Source organism: Bradyrhizobium sp. IAR9 (genome assembly GCF_013408065.1).
GTDB lineage: Bacteria > Pseudomonadota > Alphaproteobacteria > Rhizobiales > Xanthobacteraceae > Bradyrhizobium.
In genome coordinates, this window is sequence record NZ_JACBZW010000001.1 from 844,128 (window position 1) to 865,010 (window position 20,883).

A 20,883-nucleotide genomic window follows, 5' to 3' on the forward strand; every position below is an offset into this window, starting at 1 on the left:
GCGATGCCGCGCAAAACCATGATCGAGGCGATTCGCGAGGCCATGGATGTGATGATGTCGCGCGATGACGACGTCGTCGTGTTCGGCGAGGACGTCGGCTATTTCGGGGGCGTGTTTCGCGCCAGCCAGGGCCTGCAAGCGAAATACGGAACGAGCCGTTGCTTCGATACCCCGATCAGCGAGCTCGGTATCGTCGGCATCGCAGTGGGCATGGCGGCTTACGGCCTGAAACCCTGTGTCGAAATACAGTTCGCCGACTACATGTATCCGGCTTACGACCAGATCGTCTCCGAGGCCGCGCGGTTGCGCTATCGCTCCAACGGTCAATTCACCTGCCCGCTCGTGGTGCGCATGCCGACCGGCGGCGGCATTTTTGGCGGCCAGACACACAGCCAGAGCCCGGAAGCTCTGTTCACGCATGTCTGCGGTATCAAGACGGTCGTGCCGTCGAACCCACGGGACGCCAAGGGCTTGCTGATCTCTGCGATCGAGGATCCCGATCCCGTGATCTTCCTCGAACCGAAGCGGCTCTATAACGGTCCATTCGACGGTCATCACGACCGGCCGGTAACGCCGTGGTCGAAGCATGATCTCGGCGAAGTCGACGACGGGCATTTTGCAATTCCGCTCGGCAGCGCCGCGATCCGCAGGCCGGGTGAGGCCGTCACCATCCTCGCCTACGGGACGATGGTGCACGTCGCCGAGACCGCCGCGACCGAATCCGGCATCGATGCCGAGATCATCGATCTTCGCTCGCTGCTGCCTCTCGATCTCGACACCATCGAAGCCTCGGTCAAGAAGACCGGACGCTGCGTCATCGTGCACGAGGCGACGCTGACCTCTGGCTTCGGTGCTGAGCTCTGCGCATTGGTCCAGACACGATGCTTCTATCATCTGGAAGCCCCGATCGTGCGTGTCGCCGGATGGGACACGCCCTACCCGCATGCCCAGGAATGGGACTACTTTCCGGGCCCTGCGCGTGTCGGCCGCGCATTGATCGAAACGCTGGAGGCTTGAGATGGCCGAGCGCGTGGTCAGGCTGCCCGACGTCGGCGAAGGCATTGCGGAAGCAGAGCTGGTGGAATGGCACGTGAAGGTCGGCGATGTCGTGCGCGAAGACGCCGTGCTCGGTGCCGTCATGACCGACAAGGCGACGGTTGAAATTCCCTCGCCGACGGACGGACGGGTCATCTGGCTCGCCGGCAGTGTGGGCGACGTTCTCGCCATCGGCTCGGACTTTGTTCGGCTGGAGGTGGACGGCAAAAGCGCGCCAGCGGCGGAGGCAGTGAAGTCGGCCTCGTCCACGGCAAGCACTTTGGCCAAAAAGCCTGACGTTGCCGCAAGCGCCCCGCGCATGGCGCGCGAGCCGCCCAACATGCTGAAGTCGCAGCCCTCTGCGGCGCCACCCCACCACGCAGGCGATCGGCCTCTCGCCGCCCCCGCGGTTCGGCTCCGCGCGCGGGAGGCAGGCGTCGACTTGCGTCAGATCCGCGGCACGGGTCCCGCCGGGCGGATCACCCATGATGATCTCGACGCCCATCTCGCGCGCGGCCGCACCGGAACGACGGCGACGCCGTATCCAACGCAAACCGCGGTCACCGACATCAAGATCGTCGGCTTGCGACGCAAGATCGCCGAGAAGATGTCCGTTGCGAGCTCGCGCATTCCGCACATCACTTATGTCGAAGAGGTCGACGTCACCGCGCTCGAGGATTTGCGCGCGAAGCTCAACAGCCAGAAGCAGCCGGGTAGACCCAAACTGACAATGTTGCCCTTCCTGATGCGCGCCATGGTGCGCGCGATCGCCGAGCAGCAGCATCTCAATGCCCATTTCGACGACGAGGCCGGGATCGTTCACCAGCACGCAGGCGTTCATATCGGGATCGCCACGCAAACGCCGGCCGGCCTCGTGGTCCCCGTCGTCCGGCATGCGGAAGCGCGCGACCTCTGGAGTTGCGCCGCCGAGGTGGCACGGCTCGCGGAAGCGGCTCGGAACGGCAGCGCCACCCGTGACGAGCTCACCGGCTCGACCATCACCATCACATCGCTCGGCGCGCTGGGCGGGCTCGCGACGACGCCCATCATCAATCATCCGGAGGTCGCGATCATCGGCGTCAACCGTATCGCGATCCGTCCGCATTGGGATGGCGTCGCCTTCGTGCCGCGTCAGATGATGAACCTGTCGTCCAGCTTCGACCACCGGGTCATCGATGGGTTCGATGCAGCCCAGTTCGTGCAGCGGATCAAGACACAGTTGGAGACACCCGCCATGATCTTCATTGACGGGTAGGATGATGACCGAAATCACGTGCAAGCTCCTTGTCATCGGCGCGGGCCCCGGCGGCTACACCTGCGCGATCCGTGCCGGCCAGCTCGGCATCGATACGATCATTGTCGAGGCCGAGAAGCCGGGTGGAACCTGCCTCAATGTCGGCTGCATTCCTTCCAAAGCCTTGATCCATGCGGCCGGTGAGTATGAAACCATTGCGCGCGCCGCGGCGGGCGAGAGCGCACTGGGCATCACCACCGCGAAGCCGTCTCTCGACTTCGCCAAGACCATCGCCTGGAAGGACAATATCGTCCGACGTCTGAACGGCGGTGTGGCTGGTCTCTTGAGAAGGGCCGGTGTCAGGCTCGTGGCCGGCTACGCTCGCTTCCGCGACGGCAAGACCGTCGAGGTCGAAACGCAATCCGGCCGGCAGGTGATCCATGCCGAAACGGTGGTGATTGCGACAGGCTCCGAGCCGGTCGCCCTACCGTTTCTCCCCTTCGGCGGGCGGGTGATCTCTTCGACCGAGGCATTAGCGCTCACCGAAATCCCGAAGACGCTTGTCGTGGTCGGCGGCGGGTACATCGGTCTCGAGCTCGGTACTGCATTCGCGAAAATCGGCACGGCCGTCACGGTCGTCGAGGCCGCGCCACGCATTCTCCCGCAATATGATCGCGACCTGAGCGAGCCCGTCGCAAGACGCTTGACCGCGCTCGGGGTCACGGTTCTGACGGACGCAAAGGTGAAAGCACTCACCACCGACGGAACGGCGCTGGCGGTCGAGACCGCCAATGGTGAGCAGGCTTCGCTCGCAGCCGACAAGATTCTTGTTACGGTCGGCCGCAGACCCGTGACGAGTGGCTTTGGCCTCGAGCAGCTCGATCTCGATATGGACGGACCTTTCATTCGAATTGACGACCGATGTCGCACCTCGATGCACGGCATCTGCGCGATCGGAGACGTCACGGGAGAGCCAATGCTGGCGCATCGCGCCATGGCGCAAGGCGAGATGGTAGCCGAGATCGTTGCCGGCCGCCGTCGCGCCTGGGACCGGGTTTCGATCCCGGCGATCTGCTTCACTGACCCCGAGCTCGTCACGGTCGGCCTGTCACCCAACGAGGCGAGCAGCAGGGGATTCGACGTCAAGACGGACCTCTTCCCGTTCAAGGCCAACGGCCGCGCATTGACGCTGGATCGGGAAGACGGCTTCATCCGGACGGTCGTGCGAGCCGACAACCACCTCCTGTTGGGTATCCAGGGCGTCGGCGCCGGCATCGCCGAGCTTTCGGCAGCCTTCACTCTTGCGCTGGAGATGGGCGCGCGGCTGGAGGATATCGCCATGACCATCCATGCGCATCCAACCCAAAGCGAAGCCTTTCAGGAAGCTGCGCTGAAGTCGCTAGGGCATGCGATTCATATCTAAGCACAGGCGCCACCTGCGCAGTAGAGCTGCCAACTGGCGCCACAACGTACGTCCGGTCACTGGTCATCGAGGGAGACCAAGGACGATCAAGCATCAGAGAACATGGTCCGATGTCTCAACAGATTGTGAGCTGCCGCTACCACGATGTTGCTGCGGCAGGACCGGTTTCCTCGATTGTCGTCCTATCGCAGAGAGATCGTGATCTGACTGATATTGGCCGCCAGCTCGAGTCCCGCCTTGGGGCCTTGCAGCACGATCGTCACGCCCTTTTCGTTGCGGAGGTGGGCGCCGCTGACGCCGCCGACCAGAGCAAAGCCACCGCCGACCGAACTGTAGGTGCCGGCAAAGTCGCCGACCTCGCGGATCCCGGAGGCCCAGCCATCGAGCCGGCCGACCGTCGCGCCGACCGTGATGCCGAAACTCAGGCCGCTGATCCTGAACGGATAGGACTTGCCACGATAGGTCAGCACGCCATTCCCGGCGCCGCCGCCGACCAGAAGGCCGGCCTTGACGATCTTGGCCCTGACGTGACCGGACGCCTGCGCCAAGGCTGGGGTCGCCGGCATGGTCAGTCCGATTGCCAACAGGAGGAACGCTATCAGGCCGAGCCGGCGCCGGCGCATGGACATGCGCCATTCAGGGTTTTGCGGCATCGACCTTCTTCCAAGTCTCATCGGGATCGAACAGCGTGGTGCGCTCGGCGACAAACGCCGTGCGCTTGCCAAGATCCTTCTGGTAGACGGTGCCGGCGTGATTGACCAGGAAGGTCATGATGCCCGAATTGCCGTACTCCGCGGGCCACGCGATCAGGGCGAAACCACCAATCATCTTGCCCTTGACCACATAGTCGAGCGCGCCGCCGGGCGCATCGCGGCCCTGCCCCTTGAGGATGCGGAAATAGTAGCCGTGATAGGGCGCAGGTCCGACGTCGCCCGCGCGATAGCCCTCCTTCGAGGCCTCGGCCGCCAGCGCGCCAAGCGGGCTCGGGTCGCTGTCGTCGCGCCAGAACAAGCCGTCCTTCTTGCCGGGCGATGAGACGATGCGCTGCGCATAGACGCCGGCGCCCTCACCGCGGTCCTTGTCGGCGTATTCGTTCTGCGCGTCGACAAAGGCGAGCGCGGTCTGGATCGCGTCGAGCTCGTTACGGCCGATGCGCCGGCGCAGCACCTCGATGCGTCCCTCGTCGGTGTCGAACTCCCAGCCGGCCTTGGTATTGACCAGCGGAATCGGGAACGGGAAGTCATCGGGCCCCAGCATCAGGGTCGCCGTCTTGTTGCCCTCCGCCTTGATGCCGTGCTTGGCGTCATACATCGACGTGAAGCGCTGGCGGATGTCGTTGTCGGCGATCTCGTCGCCGGACGAGACGATGTCGTCTGCGGCGCGGCCCAGCACTTTCAGGATATCGTCTGGTCCGTTCTTGACCGCGGCGGCAAGCGCGGCCGCTGCATCTTCCGGCGTCTTGAAGGATTGCTGCGCCTGCGATGCTGAGCCGAGCAGCGCCAGCGCCACGAGTCCCGGCAACATCGCGCGACGGAATGATTTCAAGCCGGTCATGGCGTCACCTCCGCAGGGATCTTCGCGCCGCCGGCGAGCCAGTCGCCATAGCTGCGGAATGTCAGTCCGAGTTTTTCGTAGCGAACCCGCAGATATCCATCGCTGCCGCGGATCACGGCGGCAGGCATCACCTGCTCGACCTCCTGCGCCATGACGCCGACATAGGCCTTGTCGTTGCCGATGTAGCTGAAGCGATAATAGCCGAGGCCGTTCGCGAGATGACCGAGCAGGACGATGTCATGCTTCAACGCGATATCGGAGCGCCGGCCACCGCCGCCACCGCCACGGAAGCCGCCACCGCCGCCTCCGCGGAATCCGCCACCGCCACCGCCCCGCATTGCCATTCCGCCACCGCCGCCGCGGCCGGCCATGCTCGGTCCGCCGCCGCCACCGCGCGGCATGCTTGCCATGCTGGATCGTCCGCGCGCGGACGCCGCCGCGGCCGAGCGGCCGGAGGAGACGTTCATCGCACCGCCGCGATTGCCGCCACCACGGTTGGCTGCCGCGCCGCCGCCGGCGCGGTTGGCGGCCTTGGCGCGATCTCCGCCACCCTTGTTTGCAGCCTTGGCACGGTCGCCGCCGCCCTTGGCACGATCCGCGGCTCCAGCGCGATCGCCACCGCCGGGCCGATCGCCGCGGTTGCCCGCACGATCACCCGCACGATCGCCTGCGCGATCACCGGGACCACCACGATCACCAGCACGGTCACCGGCGCGATCGCCGGCGCGATCTCCAGCACCTTGGTTGGGCCGCAGCACCTGGTTGCCGTCACGGCCGCGGAAATCCATCCGGTCCGACACGCCGGCCTTCAGGTTGTTGTTGCCGAAACGCTGCTGAACGTTGCTGTTGTTGTAGCGCACGCCACCGCGATGCGCCGGATTATGCTGCCAGCCGTTACCGATGTTGGTGGTGCGATGATTGACGTAGACATTGCGGTTGCCCCAATTGCAGCCGCCGCCCCAGTAATTGCCCCAGCGCCCGATCGCCCAAGCCGTGCCGAAAGCGAGGCCCGCCGCAACCACGCCGGCGCCGATATAGGACGGGTAGCCCCAATAATACGGCGGATACTCTGCATAGGGCCAGCTGCCATAGACCGTCGCCGGATCGTAATACGGCACGTACATCTCCGCGGGATTGGCCTGCTGGATCACAACGACCTGCTTGCCTTCCTGCGACTGGACACTGACCTTCTGCTGCTTGGTCGTGACCAGCTTCTTGTTGTCATAGGCCTTGTTGCGCAAGCGCTGGATCGCATCCATCACGTCAGGCTGCTGGGCGAGAAAGGCATCGCCGAGCTTCTTGGTCCAGTCGAGCTGATCGCTCATCATGGTCAGGACATCGGCAGTGCTGGCCAGCGCCTTGATGCTGTCGTCCCAGGCCTGCTTCTCGACCTCCGTCTTCAGCGCATCGCCCTTCAGGGTCTTGCGTTCCTTCAGCCAGCGGTCGGCCTGCACCACCTCCAACGGATAGGTTGAGGCGGCAAGCACATTGGCAAGGAGCTCGTCTGGGTACAGTGCGATCGGCGCCACCAAGGCCTCGAGCTGCTCCGGCTTCAGAAGCTCGGCCGTCGGCGCAGGCGGAGGACCCGGCTGCGCTTGCGGAGACGGGGCCGCAGGCGTCGTGTTGGTTTGCGCCGATGCGGCGAACGATGTCGCCATGACGACCGCAAGCGCCATCAGGGTCTTGCCGCAGCGAAACATTGCATCCTCCCTTGCACTTCCAGGGTGGGACGATCGGGCCGGGACGCAGACGTTTGTTGATCGAGATCAACGAAACGAGGCCCTCGTGGCTGCTGCAGCGCGAGAGCCACGCGTCATTCGATCAGTTCGGCGTCCATCAGCAGGCGGGCCGGCACCGTCAGCCCGAGGGCATTGGCCGCCTTCATGTTGATGACGAGCTCGAACCTGGTGGCGAATTGCACCGGGAGCGATCGAATCTCGGCGCCGCGCAGGACGCGATCGACGTAGCCGGCGCCGTCGCGAAATTGCTGGGTGAGATCGGCGCCATAGGACATCAGCCCACCGTTCACCGCGTAGAAGCGGACCGCGAAAATCGCGGGCACGCGGCGCTGCGTCAGCAGCGCGATCGTCATCGCGCTCTGGGCCCCAAAGAAGCCGCCATCAGGGAGCACGACGAGGCCGCCGCCGTCGCGTGTCGCGGTCTCGATGGCCGCCGCGATCTCGGCCCCGCTCCGGACACTGGCACCGGTGACCTTGAGACCGAGCCGGTTTTCCATCTGGTGCGCCGCCTGAAGATAGAACGGCGCATAGGGCGACGATTCCGGATTGAACAGCAGCGCCGCGTGGCTCATTCCCGGCACCATATCCTTCAGCAGACCGAGCCATTTCCCGCTCATCGAGTGCTCATAGAGCGAGAAGCCGGTGAGATTGCCGGTCGGCCGCGCCAGATTGGCGACGAGGCCGGTCCCGACGGGATCGGAGAGCCCGACGAAGACGATCGGAATTCGCTGCGTGGCATCGCGCAGCGTCCGGGTCGTGCCCGTGCTGGTCGAAAGCAGTACGTCCGGCCCGGCGGCAATGAGCTCGAGCGCCTCCAATTGCTGGCGTGCCGGACTGGGACCCGGCCAGCGCACCTCGAGGCGATAGTTCTGGTTGGCGATCCAGCCACGATCGGTGAGCCCCTGCTGAAAGGCATCGACACGCATCTGCGCGCCGGGATCGCCGGCGACATTGCCGGTCAGCACGCCGACGAACGGCGCTCTGTCCTGGGCCCGCGCCAAGACCGGGAACGCCGCCGCGGCACCAACCAGCGACATGAACTCACGGCGTCTCATGGCCACCGACACTCCCCACATGCGCACCCATCCCGGTCATCGCGCAATTGCGAGAAGGAAACGGCTTCGCCGATCCCGTGAGCTTGATCAAAATCAAGACACCGGCGATCAGTGAAGGATCGGAAGACGGATCGTGAAGAGCGCGCCGCCCGCGGCCTGGTTTTCGGCAGAGATCGTGCCGTGATGGGCCTCGATGATGGTTTTGGCGATCGCGAGCCCCATACCCATGCCCTGGGGCTTGGTCGTGAAGAACGGATTGAACACGTTCGCAAGGTCGGAAGCGGCAATCCCGGGACCAGTATCGAAGACCCGGATCTCCGCTTCGTTGCCGACGCGCAGGGTCGAGACGCTGACCTGGCGTTTTCCGGGATCTGCGTCGAAGATCGCATCCATCGCGTTGATGATCAGGTTGAGAACGACCTGCTGAAGCTGGATCGGATCGCCTCTGACATGCAGGTCGGCCAGGACAGGCGTGTAGATCAATGTGATCCGGCGTCCATCGGCGACGGCCCGCACAAGGCCGATCGCTTCGCGGACCATATCGTTGAGCTCGATGTCCTTGACCTCGAACGGCGTCTTTTTCAGAATACTGCGTAGCCTGCGGATGACTTCGCTGGCCCGCTGATCGTCACGCCGGATGTCGGCGAGGATCTGCCGGATCTCGTCGATGTCGGGCGAAGCGGCCTTCAGCATCAGCTCCGCAGTCTCGGCGTTGGTCAGGATGGAGCCGAGCGGCTGGTTCAGTTCATGGGCGATCGACGTGGTCAACTCGCCAACGGCCGAATAGCGGTTGGCGTGAGCAAGCTCGGCCAGACGCTGGCGTGACTCGACTTCGGCGATCTGGCGCCGACGGCGCTCATGCAGCATCCCGCTGATCAGGCCGGCCTGCACCAGAATGACGGACGCGATCAGCAGCATCTGCCAACGATAGCGCTCCCAGATGCTCTGTTCGCGAAACATGATTTCGCTGCCGGGAGGCAAACGGCTCTCGCTGATGCCCCAATGCTGCAATTGGCGCCAATCATATCTCGGCGCGGCGAATCCGATCGGCTCGTAACTGATGCTCGCTGGTTTCGCGCCGCCGAGAATGCCAATCGCCGCACTGACGGTCCTGGAACTCGTTTCCGCGATCATATGCATCGGTCCACCGACGGTGCCGTCACCGAAGAACGGCTCCTGGTAGGAGAAGATCGGGGCATTCGCGGCCGCGTACAGGCTGCGCAAGGCGATGTCGCTCTCGTGGACGACCCCGGCCGCATCGACCGACATCAGCCCCCAGAACAGCGCGGTGTGCGGCGGCAGCTTTGAAGCGCGCTTCAGGATTTCGTCGAATGACAAGTCCGAGTACCAGACCAGCTCGACCTCCTCGCCCAAGGGTTGCAGTTCCCGCTTGACCTCCTCCACCCAGAACTTCTCGAGCGGCGAGGCACCGATCACGACCACAATCGACTTTGTGTCAGGCAAAATCTGGAGAACGTTGCGGAACGCGGCCATGAAATCGTTGCGGATCGCCACGACGACGTCGTTGTCGCTGAGATCGGCGCGATTGATCAGCCGATGCTCGACCGCGGAGAGAATCAATGGCACATCAGGGAATAATCTTCCGCGGTATTTCTGCGCAAACCGGGCCGCAGGCGCGCCGATGCTCAATACGATGTCGGGCATCGCTCCCTGGTATAGCGATTGCAGATAGTCGACGAAAGGTGCCTCAGGACCGGGATTGTTGAAGCGCGCGGTGAGCAGCGCGTGCTCCTGTATATCGAGTGGCCAGGGCGATTGCCGTTCGAGCTTGGCCTTGATGTCGCGCGCATACTCGCTCCACGGCCGAAAATCACGGCCGAATGAATGCAATACCAGGACGCGCTTCAGCTCGCCACGGAGACTCCGCTCGACTGCACCAACTCGCCCAGCGGACAGGCACACGGCGAAAAGCAGCGCGAGACAGTATAGCGCCGTCACGGCCCCTGGCCTGACCTTGGAGATGGACGTGCGCCCGCTCATGCTCCATCCTTGCAGCTCCAGCAACTGCTGTCGCGGCAATTCTAGCGGGAATTGCACCGCTGCGACAGGCCCCGGGGGCGGCTTCACAGCTCAATGCCCGCTCAGCACCAGCGTCTGGATCGGCAGCAGCAGCGCCTGGATGCGCAGCAGCAGCGCGTGCACCAGGCCGACACCGTCGACCACGTGCAAGGCGATCTTCCGGCTGGTCGAAGTCCCCTTGGCCGAGATCTCCTCGTGGTTGCTGGTATAGGCATTGACGACGCAGCTGCTGCCCGGCGTCACGCCTTCGAGGCCACCTTTGTAAAGCGGCTCCAGGAACACCAGGATGGTGCCGGGGCGGACGGCGTTCTGCGGATCGACCAATTGCTCCCCGGATCGGAATTGTCCGGCCGCGATGTAGTCCTGGACTGTCGTGATCACCATGGGGATGATCACCCATGGCCTGGAGATGCAGGTCGCTTCCGCCACCATGCCCTCTTTCATCACCTGTGCCTCGATCTGGCCGAACCCGGCCTGCAGCATCTTGCGGCCGGCCCCCTCCGGGATGAGAACGCCTGCGGGCCGCATGAGTTGATTGACGACGTCGCCGGGACGGATCAGGAATTGCTCGACGCGCCCATCGACACCGGCGCGGACCAAGGTCTTGTCGATATCCACCTGGGCCTGGTCGAGCGCGGCCTCCGCGCTGGCCTTCTGCGCCGGTAGCAGGATGGAGACCTGCATTGATACGGATTGCTTCGCGGCGGTCGCGGCATCGATCCCGGACTGACGTTGATCGACCAAAACCTGGAGCTTGTCGATATCACGCTGCGGAACGATGCCGGGATTGCGGCGCTGGAGCTCGGTCTTGACCTCGAGCTCGTCCTTGGCCTGCTGATAGTTCGCCTTCGCCTCCCCGATCTGCGCCTCGGCCTTGACCACGTCGGCCTGCGCCGTCTGCATGGCGGCATCGACCTCCGCAACCTTCCGCCTGGCGGTTTCGAGCGCGGCCTGCTGCTTCGAGGCGTCGAGCGTGAACAGCACGTCGCCCTTCTTCACCGGCTCGCTGAAGCCAACCTTGACCTCGGCAACGCGGCCGGAGCCTTCGGGCAGGATCGGCACGGTGCGAAAATAGAGCGTCGCCGATGACGTCGAAGGATGGAAGTAGAAGATCATGGTGATCAGCGACACCGTAAGCATCAGGCAGCCGGTGATGCCCCAGCGCAGCTCGTACCAGACCGAGAAGAAGGTGATCTCCCTGCCGAAACGCTTGCCCTGGGCGTAGCGGCGATAGAGATAGTCTGGCAGGATCGTCAGCAGCGAGCAGAACATCAGCTCAAACATGGCTGTGCTCCTTCTTTGCGGCTTCCGGCTTCTGTGCGGGAGGCGTCGCGGCCTCCGTCCGCATCTCTTCGCCACCGGCGGCAGGCGCCGCCTCTGCAATCTTCTCGACCGACCCGGCGATGCTACGCAGCGGGGTGCCGAAATCGGGAAGATCGATCAACGCGAGCAGGAGGCCGGCGACCCAGAAAATATGCATGTGCGTGAACAACGAGATCAGGCCGAGCACCGCGACGAGCTCGAACTGCAATTTTTGTGATTTGTGCGCCATCCGCTCGGGCAGGCTGTGCAGCTTCCAATAGAGCGTACCGACCCAGAGCACGGTGCCGATCAGGAACAGCCCCATCACAACCATCAGCGTATCGGTCCCGCTCCCCGGCGCCAGATAAAACGGCAAATGGTGCGGAGCCATCGGATGAAGCTGGTCGCTCAAAGCGTCTCTCCCGATCAAATGCGCATGTGCGATATTGTGTTCGGCAGGCCGCGGTTTGCTTGATTTGAATCAAGGGAACACCCTCCGCCCGACCTAGCCTTTCCTGGATGCTGATTGGATAACCATCAGGAGCCGCAAGCCATGCCCGGCCTCGACGATCTCATCCCCAACGCCGCCCAGATTCGGAAGGAAGCCGCCCTCAAGGAGGCCGAGAAAGCCGAGGAGTATGTCCGCCTCGCCGCAGCGGTCGAAGCCGAGAAGCGCGCGCTGATCGAGCGGCTCAGCAAACCCTCCGGCAAGAGCGAGGAGGAGAAGATCAAACTCGCCTCGACCATCATCCAGCGTGCGGTGCGAAACGGCCTGACGGAGGTGCTGGTCTATCGCTTCCCCAACTCGCTTTGCACCGACAGGGGGCGCGCCATCAACCAGATGGAAAAGGGTTGGGAGACCACGCTGACCGGCATCCCCAAGGAGATCTTCCAGCTCTGGACCGATTATCTGAAACCGCGCGGCTATCGCATCGCCTACCAGATCATCGAATTCCCGGGCGGCGTGCCCGGCGATATCGGCGTGACCATCTCCTGGGACGATTAGTTCTGGGGCGATTGACAAGCTCAGCAGCGAGAGGACCGGCATGGCCAAGGATGCGCCCGCGGAGCGAATGAAGCGGAAGGACTATGAGAAGGAGCTGGAAAAGCTCCAGGTCGAGCTCTGTCACCTCCAGGACTACGTGCGGGCGAACAAGCTCCGGGTGATCATCGTGTTCGAAGGCCGTGACGCTGCCGGCAAAGGCGGCACGATCAAGGCGATCACCGAGAAGGTCAGCCCGCGCGTGTTCCGCGTCGTGGCGCTGCCGGCGCCGTCGGACCGCGAAAAGACACAGCTCTTCTTCCAGCGCTACATGGAGCAGTTTCCGGCGGGCGGCGAGATCGTGATCTTCGACCGGAGCTGGTACAACCGCGCCGGCGTCGAATATGTCATGGGCTTTGCTACGCCCGCCGAGCACCAGCGCTTCCTCTCCCTCTGCCCGCAGATGGAGAGATACGTCATCGACGGTGGTATCATCCTGATCAAGATCTGGCTCGAGGTCGGAATGGACGAGCAGGAGCGTCGCTTCCACGCCCGGATCGATGATCCCGTGCGGCAATGGAAGCTGAGCCCGATGGACCTGGAGTCCTACCGGCGCTGGTACGACTATTCGCGAGCTCGCGATCTGATGCTCAAGCAGACCAGTACGAAGGAAGCGCCGTGGTACATCATCCGCTCCGATGACAAGCGCAAGGCGCGGCTGAACTGCATCGCACATCTCCTCGGCGCGATTCCCTACAAGCGCATCAAGAAGGACAAAATCAAGCTGCCGAAGCGCTCCGAGAAGGGCCGCTACAACGACCAGGCCGGCCTGAAGGGGATGAACTTCGTCGCCGAGCGGTATTGAGACGCGAAAAGGGCTGCCGGTGAGGCAGCCCGATTGCCCTGATTGCCCTCAGGATCACTTCAGGCGGATCGTGACACCGCCGACGGCAGCCGACACTTCCGCGCCAACCCTCGGACCGCTGAGCTGAAGGATCACGCCATTGGCGTTCTGCAGCTGAACGGCGCCAGCGCCTGCGGCCACGGCTCCGCCCGCTCCTCCCACCGCATAGGAGCCTTCGATGGATGCTGGCCCCTTCAGATTGAGCGCCCGACCGACGAACTTCGTGGTCGAGGCCCCGACGGTGAGGCCGACGCTCATGCCGGAGACGGTGAAGGGATATTTCTTGCCCCTGAGGAGCAGAACGCCCTCACCGCCCCCGACACCGACGATGAAGCCGCCCTTGGTGAAGACGACGGCGACCTCGCCGGTCTCGGCACGCGACGGCGTGCTGAGACCGGTCAGGGCCGCAATCGAGGCAACCAGGGCGACGCCAACGGCAAGTTTCTTCATGACTTTCTTCCCCCTCTTGATCATTGCGCAAGGATCATTGCGAAGTAGCCGAACACGGTGAGCAGGATGCCCGAGACGGCATAACCGACCGGGAAGCCGATCCAGGGCACGGAGCTCTGGATCTCGACCGCAGCCTCGCGGGCGGGGCCGGAGTGCGACCGCGCGCCGGCAACGCCGCCCATCAGCACGGCCGGGTTGATCTTGAAGACGTGGTAGCCGATCGCCCAGACGATGAACGGCGGGATCGTGCACGCAATGAAGCCGACCAGGAATATCTTCAAGGCGACTGCACCCGTGAGCTGGGACAGCAGTCCCGCGCCGGCATTGACGCCGACGATGGCCACGAAGACCACGAGGCCGAGATCCTCCAGCACGTTGCGCGCCGCGTTCGGCGTATTGCCGAAGAATCGCAGACGCGACACGATCGACGATACGATCACACCCGATAGCAGCAGACCGCCGGCGTTGCCGAGGCCGACCTTGGCGCCGAATGCCGGGAATTCGATCTTGCCGATCAGGAAGCCAATGATCATGCCGACAGCCAGCGTCAGCAGATCGGTCGAGGTGTTGGACCGGGCGATGCGGCCCCACATCTCGCCGAGCTCGTTGACGGCAGACTTCAAGCCGACCACGGAAACGATGTCCATCCGCTCCAGCTTGGTCTTGAGACCGGCCGGAATCTGCACACCGCCGCGCTCGACCTTGGTGACCTGCAGCTGGCCGGCAATCGCGGTGTCGCGGAAGGACTCGAAGGTACGTCCCACCATCTCCTTGTTGGTGATGAGGATGTCCGCCTGGTCCATGGGAATGCCGAGCGTCTTGGCATCCGAGACCTCCGGACCGATCAGGCCCATCTTCTCGGTGAGGTGCTCGGTCGAGCCGCCGAGGGCGACGATGTCGCCCTTCTGCAGCACGAGGTCGGCATCCGCGCCTTGCGGCTCGCCGTTCCGCCCGACATTGACGATCCGGTATTCCGGATTTATCGCGCGGAACTTTGCGATGCTCATGCCGACCGTCGCCGGGTTCTCCAGCCGGTAGGCCCGCAGACCGAACTGACGATAGCCGGTCAGGCCGCCGCCTTCGAGATCCTTGACGCCGAATTCCCGCTCGTACTGCTTCGCGGCGGCCCTGGCGTCGACGCCCCACCAGCGCGGCAGGTATTTGCAGATCAGGATGATGCCGACGGTGCCCCAGATGTAGGTGATACCGTAGGACAGCGCGATCATGCCTGAGGCATCCTCAGGCTTCATTCCCTCGGGCAGCTTGACGACGCCCGACGTGACGGCCTGCTCGGCCGAGCCGATCGCCGCCGACATGGTCTGCGATCCCGCCAACATGCCGCCGGCTGCGCCCGGCGGGAGAGAGAACATCTTGGCGCCGATCACCACCAGCGCCAGTCCGATCACGCTCGATATCACGGCCAGGATGCAAAACTTCAAGCCGTCGCCCTTCAGGCTGTTGATGAAGGACGGCCCGACACGCAACCCGACGCCATACATGAAGAGATAGTAGAACAGGCTCTTGGCGAAATTGTTCAGCTCGAGCTTCACGCCGTAGGTCGACGACCACACCGAGACGCCGGCGCCGACCACGATGGCGCCGGCGACCATGCCGAGGCCATACCCCTTGATGCTGGCCCGGCCGATATAGACGGCGAGGCCGACGACGAAGAACAGCAGCAGGTACGGATTCTGCTGCAGGAACGTGAAAAAGCCCTGCATGTTCGATCCCCTCTAAGATGCCGCTTTCAACTTCGGTGTCGCGGCGGGCCTGGGCTTGCCGATCTTCGCCAAGGCTTCGGAGCGGACGAGCTTCAGCCCTTCCTTAGCGTCGTAGCCATGGATCTCCTTCACATCGAGCTTGCGCATGAAGTCGATGGTCTCCTGCGTGATGACCTGACCGGGCACCATGATCGGGAAGCCCGGCGGATACGGGATCACGAAATTGGCCGAGACGAGCTCTGGTCCCGACTTGAGCCGGCGATCGATCTCGGGATCGTTGAGGCGGATGTGCTCGCAACCCGCCACGTCGTAGGCAGCGTAAAAGCCGCTGCGAATGTCGCCTTCATTGGTCTTGCTGCCGGCATCGCCGCGGAAGCTCGGGTGGAAATGCGAGAAGTTGGGCAGATCAGGTACGTCGGTCATCAGGCTCTTGACCCGTGCCTCGAACGTCTTCTTCGCATTAACGCCGCCCTGCGCCAACCCGCGATCGACCTCGCCCGCGATCTCGGCGAGGACGCGGATGAGATGCGCGACGTCGCTGCGGGTGTTGTTGATGTTGGACTGGACCAGGACCGAGTTGCGCGAGGTCTTGTTGACCTGGATGTTATACTCATTGGCGAGGATACCCTTGAACTGGGTGCCGTCATAACCGGCCATGCCGCACACCAATGTCATACGGGTCGGATCGAGGCAGAACTCGTCCTCATCCAGGCTCTTGAGGGTGTTGACCCAATTCACGCCCGCGGCGAGATAATCGGTAAAGCCGCTCTGGCGATACTGGGCTGGCACCATGGCGTCGGCGCCGAGGATGCGGAAATATTTCGAGATCAGCGGGTTGTTGTTGACCGCCTGGCGAATGGCAAGCGCGATCTCCATCGCATTGGCCACGAGGCCGTAACCTTCCAGCTCCATCTGCCGCCTGGAGATATCGAGGCTGGCGATGAGTTGCTGGTTCGGGCTGGTGGAAGCGTGGGTGAACACGGCCTCCTTGAACTGCTGCTCGACCGTGTGGAATTCGACGTCCTTGACCGAGAGCATGGAGCCCTGCCGGATCGCCGACATCGACTTGTGGGTCGAGTTGGTCTGGTAGACGCGCAGGCGGATCTGCCTGGGATCGGGAATCAGCCGGGTCTTGAGCAGCATCTCATCCGACGGGTTCTTGCCGAGCTCGGCCTGCTGCTTCTCATAGGCCGCGACCGACTTCGGGTCGTGCATCCACGCCTCGATCTCGTTGGCCGCCCCCATCGCTGTGCGCCGGCGCAGGAACGGCGAGAAGCGCGCGAAGCCGAACCAGGCCTCGTCCCAGAGGAAGATCAGGTCCGGCTTGATAGCGAGACATTCCTCCATCACCCGGCGGGTGTTGTAGATGTGGCCGTCGAAGGTGCAGTTGGTGAGGTCGATCATCTTGACGCGGTCGAGCCGGCCGTCGGCCCTGGCGCCGAGCAGCGCCTGTTTGATCGTCTTCAGCGGCACCGCGCCGTACATCGAGTATTCCGTCATCGGGAAGGCTTCGACATAAAGCGGCTGCGCACCCGCCAGAACCATTCCATAGTGGTGCGACTTGTGGCAGTTGCGATCGACGATCGCGATGTCGCCCGGCGCGAGCAGCGCCTGCACCGCCATCTTGTTCGATGTCGACGTGCCGTTGGTGACGAAGAAGACGCGGTCAGCGCCGAGCGCCCTCGCCGCTTTCTCCTGCGCCTTCTTGATGTTGCCGGTCGGCTCCAGCATGCTGTCGAGGCCGCCCGTGGTGGCGCTGCTCTCGGCCAGGAACAGGTTCGGCCCGTAGAATTCGCCCATGTCGCGGATCCAGTCGGACTTGAAGATCGACTTTCCACGGGCGATCGGCAAAGCATGGAACGTGCCGATCGGACGCTGCGCATATTTCTTCAGATTGTCGAAGAACGGGGTGTCGTAGCGATCCTGAATGCCTTCGAGGATGGACAGATGCAGCTCGAGAAGCTCCTCGACGGAGTAGAAGATGCGGCGAACGACGTTGGCTTCAGGGTTTCCAGCCAACTCCTCGACGTCGCGGTTCGAGATCATGTAGAGGTCGAGCTCGGGACGGACGCGCTTGATGATCTGGGCGAGCCGGAGCGCAGAGGCGTCGGACTCGTCGTTGAGGCCGGCCGAAGCCGTGATCGAGCGCAGCACGGGTGCATTGTGGCGCGAGCGCAGCCCGAAGCCTTCGTTGATGATGACGGCCGCGATATTGGGATTGAGCATGGTCGCGCAGAACGCGTCTTCCAGGCTGCCGACGATGACGGGCTCATAGATGAAGCCATCGATTGGACGCCGCAACTTGCGCCATTCGGCGGCGAGCGCCGGCCACTGACTGGATGACACGCCGGTCACGATCAGGGTTTCGAAATACGGCCGGCGAGCCGTATGCGCACCGAATGTCGGTGGCACCAGCTCGGGCGCATCCCCATTGCCGTCATCCTTCGCGCTCCAGTCGCCGGCATGCTGGCGGAAAGACCGGGTCGCGAGGGCCTGGGTAATCCGCGTCGCAAGGGCGAGCGTCGTTGCCCCATCTCCCGCGGACGCGGCCTCCCGCAATGCCGCCATCAGATGCAGCCCGGGATAGCCGTAGAATTCCTCGGTTACCGAGAGCTCGGCCAGTGCCGCATCGTAGACAGCGCGATTGCCGACACGGGCCCACGCCTTCGCGGCCTCCACGAGGTCGCGCCAGTCATCCGCCCGGGCGCCCGGCCCGGAAAAGAACTGATCGATCCGCTTTTGCGCCTGCTTGGTGTCCTTGGACATGCGTCTCTCCCGATCCTCGGCGGTGCCTTGACGGTCACTCGATGGTCATTTGATGCCAGTTGGGGCGAAGATGAGCGTGATCGTGAGTTCGGCGCCGGTCGCTCCATTGATCCAAGTCAACGGTCGGGCGCATTCTGGCGAGACCGTCGGCCGCAGCCGTCGTTCGCATTGCAACACGCCCGCTCAGGCCGTCAGCTGCGCCGTCACGGCCTGCTCGTCACCGAGAACGCTGTCAAGCGATCGCAGCCACTGGCCGCTATCCGTCCTCTCCGCCAGCCCTTCCGCGCGCAAGAGGTCGCGGAGCTGCGCGTGCGCGCCGACGATGGCGAAAATGACCTTTCGCGCGGCGAGCTCGTCGTAGAGGTCGTGCAGCATGCCCGCGCCGGCGAGATCGATATACGGCGAGGCCGAGAGATCGCACACCACCAGCCGGATCTCGGGCGAGCGCCGAAGCGCGATCAGGACGGTTTCGAGGATCGTCTCGGCATTGATATAGAGCAGCGAGGCCTCGGGCCGGAACGCGATGACGCCGGTCAAGGGCTCGACGTCTGCGTGCCTTGAACTGTCCGAATAACGGCCGCTGCCGGGCAAGCGGCCGAGGAACGCGATGTTTGGCCGCGAGGCCCGGGCCAGCAGCAAAAAGATCGAAGCGATCGAGGCCAGCAGCACGCCTTGCAGGATTCCGAGCAATAGCACGGAGACCAGCGCAATCGTTGCGGCGTAGAAGTCGATCCGGCTGACCTGCCACATCCGCACCAGCGCGCGAACGTCGACGAGCTTGTAGACGGCGGCAAAGACGATGGCTGCAAGCACGGCCTTGGGCAGGTTGGTCAAGAGTCCCGTGAAGAACAGAAGGCACAGCCCGAGCGTCACCGAGCAGATCACCAAAGCGAGCGGCGTCCGTGCGCCGGCGCTGTCATTGACGGCCGATTGCGACAGCCCGCCGGCAACCGGATAGCCATGGCCGAAGGCGACGACGAGGTTCGCGGCGCCCAGCCCCAGGAACTCCTGCCGGACGTCGAGGGGATAGCCGTGCTTGGCGGCGAAGCTGCGGGCGGCCGAAACGCCCTCGATATAGGCCAGCAGGATACACCCTGCGGCGAGCGGGAAGAGATCGTCAAAGTCCAGCAGGCCGAGCGTCGGAATGCCCAGGGCCGGCAGACCTTCCGGTATCTTCCCGGTGACGGGCACGCCGAGAGCCGGCAGGCCGAGGAGCGTCGCCGTCCCGATCGCGAGCGCGACGATGGTGATGCCGACCGGCTTTCCCGGAAGGAGCCGCTCGCCAAACAGGAGCAGCAAGAGCGCGACAGCGCCAACCGCGAGCACGAGCAGGTTGACGGTCCCGAGCTGGCCGGCCAGCGTGATGGCGCGGTCAAAGAAATTGTGGCCGCCGCCGGCAACGCCGAGCAAGCTCGGCAGCTGGCTCATGATGATCGTGAGCCCGGCACCGGCCTTGAAGCCGACCAGGATGCTGTCGCTGACGAGGCGGACCAGCACGCTCAGCTTGAACAACCACGCGATGAAGCACAGCACCGCCACTGCAAAGGCCGCAAGGCTCGCGATCTGCGCATAGCGGATCGCATCGCCTCCGGCCAGCGCGCCGACGGTGCCCGCGATCATCAGGGAAATCGCCGAAGTCGGTCCGATCGCAAGTTGCCGCGACGCCCCCAACAGCGCGTAGCCGAGGCCGCCGAGCATATAGCCGTAAACGCCGATCTGAGGCGGCAGGCCGGCCAGCGCGGCATAGGCGAGCGAGACCGGGATGGCGTAAGCAGCCAGCGTGACACCAGCGACGGCGTCGGAGGAAAACCACTCTCGCCGGTAGGCGCCAAGCCAGCCGGCCGGCGGGAAGAACCGTATCCATCCAGGTTCGGACGGCGCACTCATTGGACCGCCCTCTGATGCGACGCTTCGCAGCGCAGCAAGACGACCAACAGCGCGACCACGGGAATGCCGAGCGCGAGGTCCGGAATAGCCTTGGTGGCGAAGGCGCCCAGCGCGGCGCCCAAGCCGAACACGGCGCACAGGGCGAAGAAGATGCCCGACCGACGCAGCGTCCCCAGCGGCGCGCCTCCGGCGGCGGCCAAAAAGACAGCCTCGATCGCCTGGCGCATGTTGCCCGTGATCATCACCGTGCTGCAAACAACGCCCTCGACCCTGGTGAAGATCGCGGTCTGCATCGCGGCGACGAACGAGATGCCGAGCGTTCCAGCCAGATCCGGCAGCCTGTTGTGCAGGATGCTGATCGCGATCAGCAGCAATATCTCGAGCAGGGTGCTGATTGCGCTGGCCCGCTCGCCCGCAGCGCGGCGCAGCCATGCGGCAATCACGATACCGGCGGCAAAGGCGAGAAGCGGCGGCACGAAGTGAAACGCCTTCGTCCAATCGCCGGCCGTCGCGTAAACCCAGAGGAAGATCAGGTTAGCCGTCTGGGCATTCGCCATGACGCCGTGGACGATCCAGGTATAGGCGTCGATATAGCCGCCGACGAAGGCGAGCAGCAGGACGATCTCCACGGTTTCGTCGCGGCGGATGGCGCCGGCCGCGAGGTCGAGAGCGCTCATGTTGATGATGCCGGCTGTCGCGAATTCCGCATCATCCGATAGGCGGTGCCTTGCCGCTCGCAGGGCTTGATCTGGATCAAGCAATGCCCGCGATTTCCCGACTGAGATCTCGGC

At 64.1% G+C, this 20,883-nt stretch carries 17 protein-coding genes; 5 read left to right on the forward strand and 12 right to left on the reverse strand.

All coding sequences use genetic code 11. The annotated features are described in order from the left end of the window. Positions 1 to 3: 3 nt before the first annotated feature. The 3 genes from GGD67_RS04115 to lpdA are packed head-to-tail and all read left to right on the forward strand — an operon-like array spanning position 4 to position 3,692. Positions 4 to 1,017 (forward strand): alpha-ketoacid dehydrogenase subunit beta, encoded by a 1,014-nt coding sequence (locus tag GGD67_RS04115; RefSeq protein WP_018319947.1) that lies wholly within the window; start codon positions 4 to 6, stop codon positions 1,015 to 1,017. Position 1,018: 1 nt separating this feature from the next. Next, positions 1,019 to 2,290, forward strand: coding sequence for a dihydrolipoamide acetyltransferase family protein (locus GGD67_RS04120; RefSeq protein WP_179731025.1), 1,272 nt, complete (start codon positions 1,019 to 1,021; stop codon positions 2,288 to 2,290). Between the two features lie 4 nt (positions 2,291 to 2,294). Beyond that, positions 2,295 to 3,692, forward strand: a complete 1,398-nt coding sequence (gene lpdA / locus GGD67_RS04125; protein WP_179731027.1) for a dihydrolipoyl dehydrogenase — start codon at positions 2,295 to 2,297, stop codon at positions 3,690 to 3,692. Between the two features lie 182 nt (positions 3,693 to 3,874). Here lpdA and GGD67_RS04130 read toward each other — a convergent pair whose 3' ends face one another. From GGD67_RS04130 to GGD67_RS04160, 7 genes are all read right to left on the reverse strand, one after another. Further along, a complete protein-coding gene (locus GGD67_RS04130; RefSeq protein WP_244550579.1) occupies positions 3,875 to 4,321 on the reverse strand; it encodes a hypothetical protein in 447 nt (148 codons plus the stop codon). 7 nt (positions 4,322 to 4,328) lie between these two features. Continuing rightward, positions 4,329 to 5,246 (reverse strand): DUF2950 domain-containing protein, encoded by a 918-nt coding sequence (locus GGD67_RS04135; protein ID WP_092252067.1) that lies wholly within the window; start codon positions 5,244 to 5,246, stop codon positions 4,329 to 4,331. Further along, a complete protein-coding gene (locus GGD67_RS04140; protein WP_179731029.1) occupies positions 5,243 to 6,946 on the reverse strand; it encodes a DUF3300 domain-containing protein in 1,704 nt (567 codons plus the stop codon). Before GGD67_RS04140 ends, GGD67_RS04135 begins: the two co-directional genes overlap by 4 nt. A gap of 113 nt (positions 6,947 to 7,059) precedes the next feature. Then, positions 7,060 to 8,040 (reverse strand): ABC transporter substrate-binding protein, encoded by a 981-nt coding sequence (locus GGD67_RS04145; RefSeq protein WP_179731031.1) that lies wholly within the window; start codon positions 8,038 to 8,040, stop codon positions 7,060 to 7,062. Between the two features lie 108 nt (positions 8,041 to 8,148). Then, positions 8,149 to 10,041 (reverse strand): HAMP domain-containing sensor histidine kinase, encoded by a 1,893-nt coding sequence (locus tag GGD67_RS04150; protein WP_179731033.1) that lies wholly within the window; start codon positions 10,039 to 10,041, stop codon positions 8,149 to 8,151. Between the two features lie 90 nt (positions 10,042 to 10,131). Continuing rightward, on the reverse strand, positions 10,132 to 11,364 hold the full coding sequence (locus GGD67_RS04155) for an HlyD family secretion protein (protein ID WP_179731035.1): 1,233 nt from the start codon (positions 11,362 to 11,364) through the stop codon (positions 10,132 to 10,134). Next, positions 11,357 to 11,773, reverse strand: coding sequence for a hypothetical protein (locus GGD67_RS04160; protein WP_179731437.1), 417 nt, complete (start codon positions 11,771 to 11,773; stop codon positions 11,357 to 11,359). Before GGD67_RS04160 ends, GGD67_RS04155 begins: the two co-directional genes overlap by 8 nt. A gap of 162 nt (positions 11,774 to 11,935) precedes the next feature. Between GGD67_RS04160 and GGD67_RS04165 the strand changes: the two genes are divergently transcribed. Continuing rightward, positions 11,936 to 12,388, forward strand: a complete 453-nt coding sequence (locus GGD67_RS04165) for a hypothetical protein (protein ID WP_018319937.1) — start codon at positions 11,936 to 11,938, stop codon at positions 12,386 to 12,388. Between the two features lie 40 nt (positions 12,389 to 12,428). Further along, the gene (gene ppk2, locus GGD67_RS04170; RefSeq protein ID WP_018319936.1) at positions 12,429 to 13,229 is read left to right on the forward strand and encodes a polyphosphate kinase 2; all 801 of its coding nucleotides are present in this window, start codon (positions 12,429 to 12,431) and stop codon (positions 13,227 to 13,229) included. Positions 13,230 to 13,283: 54 nt separating this feature from the next. Here the strand turns inward: ppk2 and GGD67_RS04175 are convergent, their stop codons facing one another. The 5 genes from GGD67_RS04175 to GGD67_RS04195 form a co-directional block, all read right to left on the reverse strand. Further along, positions 13,284 to 13,718, reverse strand: coding sequence for a hypothetical protein (locus GGD67_RS04175; protein WP_026202281.1), 435 nt, complete (start codon positions 13,716 to 13,718; stop codon positions 13,284 to 13,286). Positions 13,719 to 13,738: 20 nt separating this feature from the next. Next, a complete protein-coding gene (locus tag GGD67_RS04180; protein WP_179731037.1) occupies positions 13,739 to 15,439 on the reverse strand; it encodes an aspartate:alanine exchanger family transporter in 1,701 nt (566 codons plus the stop codon). 12 nt (positions 15,440 to 15,451) lie between these two features. Further along, a complete protein-coding gene (locus GGD67_RS04185; protein WP_179731039.1) occupies positions 15,452 to 18,205 on the reverse strand; it encodes a decarboxylase in 2,754 nt (917 codons plus the stop codon). 183 nt (positions 18,206 to 18,388) lie between these two features. After that, entirely contained in the window at positions 18,389 to 20,092 is a 1,704-nt protein-coding gene (locus tag GGD67_RS04190; protein WP_179731042.1) for a SulP family inorganic anion transporter, read from the reverse strand. Further along, a complete protein-coding gene (locus GGD67_RS04195; protein WP_179731439.1) occupies positions 20,089 to 20,769 on the reverse strand; it encodes a YoaK family protein in 681 nt (226 codons plus the stop codon). Before GGD67_RS04195 ends, GGD67_RS04190 begins: the two co-directional genes overlap by 4 nt. Positions 20,770 to 20,883 lie beyond the last annotated feature (114 nt).